At 45.0% G+C, this 6331-nt stretch carries 6 protein-coding genes; 2 read left to right on the forward strand and 4 right to left on the reverse strand.

What is annotated here, in order from left to right; translation table 11 throughout:
- Positions 1-270 precede the first annotated feature (270 nt).
- Positions 271-1134 carry a TlyA family RNA methyltransferase gene (locus AACT52_RS09600; protein WP_073636597.1) on the reverse strand — a complete coding sequence of 288 codons (864 nt, stop codon included), beginning with the start codon at positions 1132-1134 and terminating at the stop codon, positions 271-273.
- Between the two features lie 6 nt (positions 1135-1140).
- Positions 1141-1569 (reverse strand): DUF29 family protein, encoded by a 429-nt coding sequence (locus AACT52_RS09605; RefSeq protein WP_073636598.1) that lies wholly within the window; start codon positions 1567-1569, stop codon positions 1141-1143.
- Positions 1570-2018: 449 nt separating this feature from the next.
- Here AACT52_RS09605 and AACT52_RS09610 point away from each other — a divergent pair, with 449 nt between their 5' ends.
- Positions 2019-3038, forward strand: a complete 1020-nt coding sequence (locus AACT52_RS09610) for an NADP-dependent oxidoreductase (protein ID WP_073636599.1) — start codon at positions 2019-2021, stop codon at positions 3036-3038.
- Between the two features lie 273 nt (positions 3039-3311).
- On the opposite strand, the gene AACT52_RS09615 is transcribed toward AACT52_RS09610, so the two are convergent.
- Both AACT52_RS09615 and AACT52_RS09620 read right to left on the reverse strand, forming a co-directional pair.
- Positions 3312-4574: a nucleotide-binding domain-containing protein gene (locus AACT52_RS09615; RefSeq protein ID WP_158055043.1), complete on the reverse strand. Its 1263-nt coding sequence runs from the start codon at positions 4572-4574 to the stop codon at positions 3312-3314.
- Positions 4575-4578: 4 nt separating this feature from the next.
- The gene (locus AACT52_RS09620; protein ID WP_073636600.1) at positions 4579-5595 is read right to left on the reverse strand and encodes a CBASS cGAMP-activated phospholipase; all 1017 of its coding nucleotides are present in this window, start codon (positions 5593-5595) and stop codon (positions 4579-4581) included.
- A gap of 231 nt (positions 5596-5826) precedes the next feature.
- Between AACT52_RS09620 and AACT52_RS09625 the strand changes: the two genes are divergently transcribed.
- Positions 5827-6331: aldehyde dehydrogenase family protein (locus tag AACT52_RS09625; RefSeq protein WP_233154266.1), on the forward strand; the 505-nt coding region annotated here is incomplete at its 3' end.

Raw genomic sequence — 6331 nt, forward strand, 5'->3', positions numbered from 1 at the left:
GTTCGTTTGTGGACTCTTCAAGAATCCCCCGGCTTTTAGCCGTGGGGAGTATCAAACCAATCCTCATATTGCACCATTTTGGTGGATTTTCGGTGGGAGAAACTGAGAGTGCCTTTGCGGTAGCGTGTGGCACGCCCTATGGCTGACGCCACGCCTTACGGCTATCGGGTAAGACCTTCGGTCACGCTACGCGTTGGCGGAGCCTGCGCTTTGCGCTTACGCCAGTCGCCGTGAGAGCGGGAGACCCTCCTGCAGCGCTGGTCTCACCTCCTACAGCCCTGGCTCGTCTTTGCGCGAAACTAAAAAGTGCGCGGCAGATGATTGAGTCATTTGTTTGATGAGTTCTAAACCTGGGGGTGGAGTTGCACTCTCTATTCCCAGCCATAAGAGATACTCTATATTCCCAGCAGGACCAGTGACAGGCGACCAAGTTAAACCCTTGTACTTCCATCCCAATTCACCAGCAGCTTGCAACACCTGAAAAATAGCATCTGCTTGGTCTTTAGGGTCACGCACAACACCTTTTTTACCCACACGGTTTTTCCCCACTTCAAACTGGGGTTTCACCAACAACACAGCTTCACGGGGAGATTGCAGCAGCTGCCATAAAGCAGGCAAAATCTTGGTTAATGAAATAAACGACACATCAACCACCGCCAAATCAGCGTAGACCCCTCCTTCAGAAGGGGGGGTTTGGGGAGGTACACCATACAACTCTTCTGGCTTCAAATACCGTAAATTCGTGCGTTCCTTCAAAATCACCCGAGAATCATTTCGCAAGCCCCAGTCAACTTGTCCATAACCAACATCAACGCCGTAAACTAGCTTTGCCCCAGCTTGCAGCAGACAATCAGTAAAGCCACCTGTAGAAATACCCCCATCCAAACAAATACGCCCTTCCACAGGAATAGCAAACACTTCCAATGCTTTTGCTAACTTTTCGCCGCCTCTGGAAACAAAGCGCGATCGCTCTTTAATTTGAATTTGCGCCGCAACATCAACCTCAGTCCCCGGCTTATCAATCACCTGGTCATTAACAGTCACTTCCCCCGCCTGAATTAACCTCTGTGCTAAGGCACGGGAAGAGCATAAATTGAGTTCTACTAATAAAGTGTCGAGTCGTTGTTTAGCCAATTATTTTTACTCTTTTGCTGAAATCAAAGCTATTGCACGATTTATAATTTCTTCTCGGTTAACCAGTTGTTCTAATTCTTCTGGTTGATAACGCCCTTCTTCTACTTCTAAGGAAGCCTCATCAATGGCATTTAAGTAAGCTTCTTGTAAGGTTTCCAGCAATTCTTCAGCAGTTAAATAATAGCCCCCTGCTTTGCGACGCTTATTTTCCCTTTGAATTTCCCGAACTGAATTGCGAATAGAAACATCCCAAGAGCGAGTCGTGCGATTTTCTGCTTGCTGTTTAATCAGATGCAACAGCAGAATCACGGCATAACTACGAATCGTCTTGATTATATCCTTACGGCTCATCTCTTCTAATTCTTCAACGATGACCAACGCTCCTGGTACATCACCTTTGAGCAACAAATCTTTTAACTCTAGTAATTCTTCCATATCCAGTGCCTCAATCGTTGGGCAACTTCTATTGTGGCGGATTTTCGGCGATCTTAATGGACTGGATTTGTAAACCGAATGTGTGACCAATCATAAATCAATAGCCCCTAAAATGCTGTGTAGAGCCTTCTAGGGGCTATCTGGTGTAGTCATAGTCACACAAAACCTTAATAGTTATCATTTTGAAGGTTTTCTTCCATTACAGCGCTTTTCACATGATTAGACCACAAATCGTAGGGTGGGCATTGCCTATAAAAGCTTATGTGATGGACATTTGAGATATTGGGGAGCAATGCCCACCTTACAGAAAACCGCGCTAATATTTTGATGTAATCCAAATAACATTGATTCAAATCATCACCTTGATTATCCTAGTTCTAGGAACTGCATATACAGAGTCATTTGCGGCACGACCAACTCAACGCATTGGCAGAAAATAGGAATCATCAATGCCTAATTCAATTAACCAACAAATCTTACTCAAAAGCCGCCCAGTTGGGGAACCAAAAGAAAGTGATTTCGCCCTGGTGGAAACCCCAATCACAGAACCAGGGGAAGGGGAAGTTCTCAACCGCACGATCTATCTGTCCCTCGACCCCTATATGCGTGGTCGCATGAGCGATCGCGAATCTTATGCTACTCCGGTAGAATTGGGGTCTGTGATGGTTGGTGGCACAGTCAGCCAAGTGGTGAAATCGAACCATCCCCAATTCTCAGCTGGAGACTTTGTGCTTACTTATGACGGCTGGCAAGCCTATGGCGTATCGAAAGGCGAAACGTTGCGTAAGCTTGACCCCAATCAAGCGCCCATCTCCTATGCGTTGGGCATAACCGGGATGCCCGGAATGACGGCATATTTTGCGCTGCTTGATATTGGGCAACCCCAAGCGGGCGAAACGGTTGTCGTTTCTGCTGCCTCTGGCGCAGTCGGTTCTGTAGCCGGTCAAATTGCCAAACTCAAAGGCTGTCGGGCAGTGGGGGTGGCTGGTAGTGAGGCGAAATGCGATTACGTCGTGAAAGAATTAGGGTTTGATGCCTGCATTAACCGCAAAACTCAAGACCTAAGTTCAGCACTGAAAGCTGCTTGTCCTAACGGAATCGATGTTTACTTTGACAATACGGCAGGTCCAATTTTAGAAGCTGTGTTGCAGCAGATTAATCTGGGGGCAAGAATACCACTGGTTGGTTTAATCTCGCAGTACAACGCAGAAAATTCTCCTCCTGGTCCTAATTTGATGCCACTGTTGGTTAAACGCGCTTTAATCAAAGGTTTTCTGGTTGGTGATTACCAACAGCGTCAGGCAGAGTTCGTAAATGATGTTTCTCAGTGGTTGCACGAAGGTAAGCTCAAGTATAAAGAAGACGTTGTAGAGGGTCTGAAAAACGCCGCGCACGCCTTGATCGGTTTACTCCAAGGGAAAAACTTTGGCAAACTGATTGTCAAAGTCAGTGACGATCCAACTCGATGAACACGCCTTAGAAATGAGTTACAAGCAATCCTATTTGAGGTGTGAGATGCCAGCGGTTCAGATCCCCGACTTCTCTTAAAAGTCGGGGATCTCGCCTTCACGAGCGATCGCGTAACGCATCAACTCAACCATGTACCTCACACTGCCTAAATTGCCTACAGCCAGCTCTAGTGTGTCTCTTGGCATGAAAAGCATGGCAAACGGTATTCTTTTACGGTCAAATACGGTAACGCCAATTGAGTGTTTGTACTATGCCCTGAAGTTGTGATCGTACTACTCTGGAAGTTTAATCGGTACATCAATTTTAGAGCGTGCCACACAAAGATTATCTTTGATAATGTAACATTCTACAAAATGTGGTCCGTGGAAATCGCTTGATTCGATTCTTCGATAATTTCCACTATCATTTAGAATTTGTCCTCGAATTTGATTTCTTCTTTTTGCTTCCTCTCCAACATTACGAACCTTCCATTTAACTTGAAATGGCTTTGGCACATTACAGTCAACAATATGAAATTCCAAGTTTTTATTCCGAAGCAAAGGTAATCTACTTAAAATCATTTGCCTTAATGAATGGGCTCTAAAGCCTTTTTGTGAAACTAGGCAATCTATTTTCAACTCATATTGAATATCGACCTGAAAATCATGCTCAATGAATTCTTCAGACTCAATGGGAAATCGGTCTTCGCCAAAGTGACGCTGCCAAGCTTTACAAGCATCCTTCTGGCTTGTCTTCTCACCCAAGGCTTTCTCAGCGGATTGAATGAAACTACCAAGCTGCCCTAAAAAGTAATCCTTGTTAGTTTTGCTGTAATCCTCTAACAGGTTTTCATCGGCAGGAGTTGTCGGGCGGTAGCATACAAAATTCAGTTCCAAGCTGCTCTTAATTTTTAGTAGAGTTCGGTAAAGGGCTACGTCATCTCGTTCGTCAAAGATTATATTATTAGCCGCTAAAATTGAGAAAATTAATCCACTTGGTAAATCACCTTTTCTGTAATCACTCCAGGCTTTTAGATAACGCACAATTCGTTTTAGTTGACCGTTATTGTCAGCTTTGCTATTAAACCATTTTATGAATTCTCTAGGGTCGCTTTTGATCCATCCTTTACCCTTATGAGCTAGATATGGAGTTTGACCTTCAATGATGTAGTAAATGGGAAGATCAATGTGATATTGTCTAGCGTAGACAAGTCTGACGCAGGTTTGCTTGTCAATAGGATTTTGTTTTGTATGCCCATCTACAGCTTCACAAATCCATCTGTGAAAGGTGCTGATGCTCTGAAGTGGTTCTGCTTCTACTTTGAAATAGATACCATCATCAATGTCAAACTCTCCATCGAGCGGTTCGATAATAGTATTCATCATAAATGAACCCTGCCCGTGAAACTTTGGAAAAAAGCCATTATGCTTGTCTCGAAAGTACTCTCTGATTTTGTCACGAACAGCATTACGAGATTTACGCAATGAATTTTTGCGGCTAGACTTTAAGGCAATAACGGTGTTGAAATCCAGAAATAATTTATGACAGTTCCCCACGTTATCACCTGATGATGTATTGTTTACGCTCTTTGAAAAATTCAGCGACTTCTGGTTTTCTGCCCCATAGAAGTGCCTGATCTTTCCCCATCTGAGACATCAATTGCAGTGCCTCACTCGAAGTGTTATCCAGATTAATAATTCGTGCCTGTTCTGGAGATAAAGGAGTACCAGGAATCCGTATATAGTCAAATTGGGAGTCGCAGTACTGCGCTAGAGTTTCGACAAAGTAACCCGTAACATATGCCTGTCCCTCAAAAAAGGTAGCGATCAAATCCTTGTTCCAGTCGATAACCGAACGATGATGTTTAGTAACAAATCGCCTACCAGGATTCGGTTCCAGAGAACCAATAGACATTACGCTTAGCTTCTGAAATCTTTTGCCGCTACCAACAAAGTACCGGAGCGCCTCTACTACCCCAACTAGAGTTGGATTGTTAGCATAAACCCCTCCATCGATAAACTGTTTGTGATCATAAGTATCGATGGTAACGATCGGCAGGTACGCAGGTGCTGCACTTGTTGCAAGAGCGATGTCAACATATTTCGTTTTGCCATCCCTACATAGATTGCCTTCATTATGGTCGTACTTAAAAATAAAGGGTCTCCCATCAGTTAAAGAAAACGCAGGGATACACAACAAACAGCGGGAGTCTGCAAGAGTTCGCCCTCCAAACATTTCTTCCAATGCTCTCCTCAATTCGCTGTTATCATACTTGCTTCGCAGGAAAACCTGTTTAAGCGAAGTTAGAAAACTATTCTGCTTTGGAAAAATTTGCTTGCCTCGCCTATAGTACAGGTTGCTGATCAGTCCAACAGGGATATTTAGGGACAACCCCAGAGCAATTAAGCCTCCCGTTGAAGTGCCACAAATTAAATCAAAATAATCAGCAATGTGACAGTTAAATCTATCCTCGAAATGTTCTAGGATTCTGGCTGAATACAGCCCTTTAATTCCCCCTCCGTCTATCGATAAAACTTTGAAGGTTTCTGAAGCACAAGGCGAAGGAGAGTGAACCATATCTGGACGCTTGGTTGTTTAGATGAAATGCTCAATACCTGATTTAGCCTACCTTGAGAAAAGTGTAAATTGCTCCTGAGATAGGTTGATCGTCGATTGCTCAGCCAAATAATCGGGCGTAGAATTCTTTCGCTGCTGTTGTGTTAGTTGTCACCAACTCGCACCAACTGAAGGCACCATCCTGTTTAAATAGGTACTCATAAGTATTGAACTGCTCAGGGCAGCCTGTCTATCTACAAAGGTGTACTTACTGTAGTCAGCCCGTGGGACTTTGCCCTCAACCTTGCTAATCGCTCGGTTGCCCCTGCCCTTGCACTAGGCAACGCGGTCGTGCTGAAACCACCCTCGAATACTCCCGTCACGGGTGGTCTGATCTTTGCCAAGATATTTGAGGAAGCGGGACTTCCCCCCGGTGTGCTTAGCGTTGTGGCAGGTCCAGCCTGCGAGATTGGGGATGCGTTCGTGAGCCACCCCATCCCGCGTGTGATTACCTTTACCGGCTCGACAAAAGCCGGTCGGCATATTGGGGAACTGGCAATGACTAGCCCGATCATGAAACGGGCTTCGCTTGAACTCGGCGGTAACAGTCCGCTGGTCGTTTTAGACGACGCCGATCTGGAACTGGCGGTAAATGCTGCCGTGTTTGGTAAGTTCTTGAACTCAGGTCAAATCTGCATGAGTTTGACACTCCCCACCTTGCCTTCGGCTGAAGGTGGGGATTCTGTACTCTACGTCA

This window comes from Scytonema sp. HK-05 (assembly GCF_963872035.1).
In the GTDB taxonomy this organism is placed as follows: domain Bacteria; phylum Cyanobacteriota; class Cyanobacteriia; order Cyanobacteriales; family Nostocaceae; genus Kalymmatonema.

What these genes read in the sequence shown, in the direction of transcription:
- AACT52_RS09605 (WP_073636598.1), bottom strand. Translation starts at nt 1,569, where the DNA reads ATGGAAGAATTACTAGAGTTAAAAGATTTGTTGCTCAAAGGTGATGTA.
- AACT52_RS09610 (WP_073636599.1), top strand. Translation starts at nt 2,019, where the DNA reads ATGCCTAATTCAATTAACCAACAAATCTTACTCAAAAGCCGCCCAGTT.
- AACT52_RS09620 (WP_073636600.1), bottom strand. Translation starts at nt 5,595, where the DNA reads ATGGTTCACTCTCCTTCGCCTTGTGCTTCAGAAACCTTCAAAGTTTTA.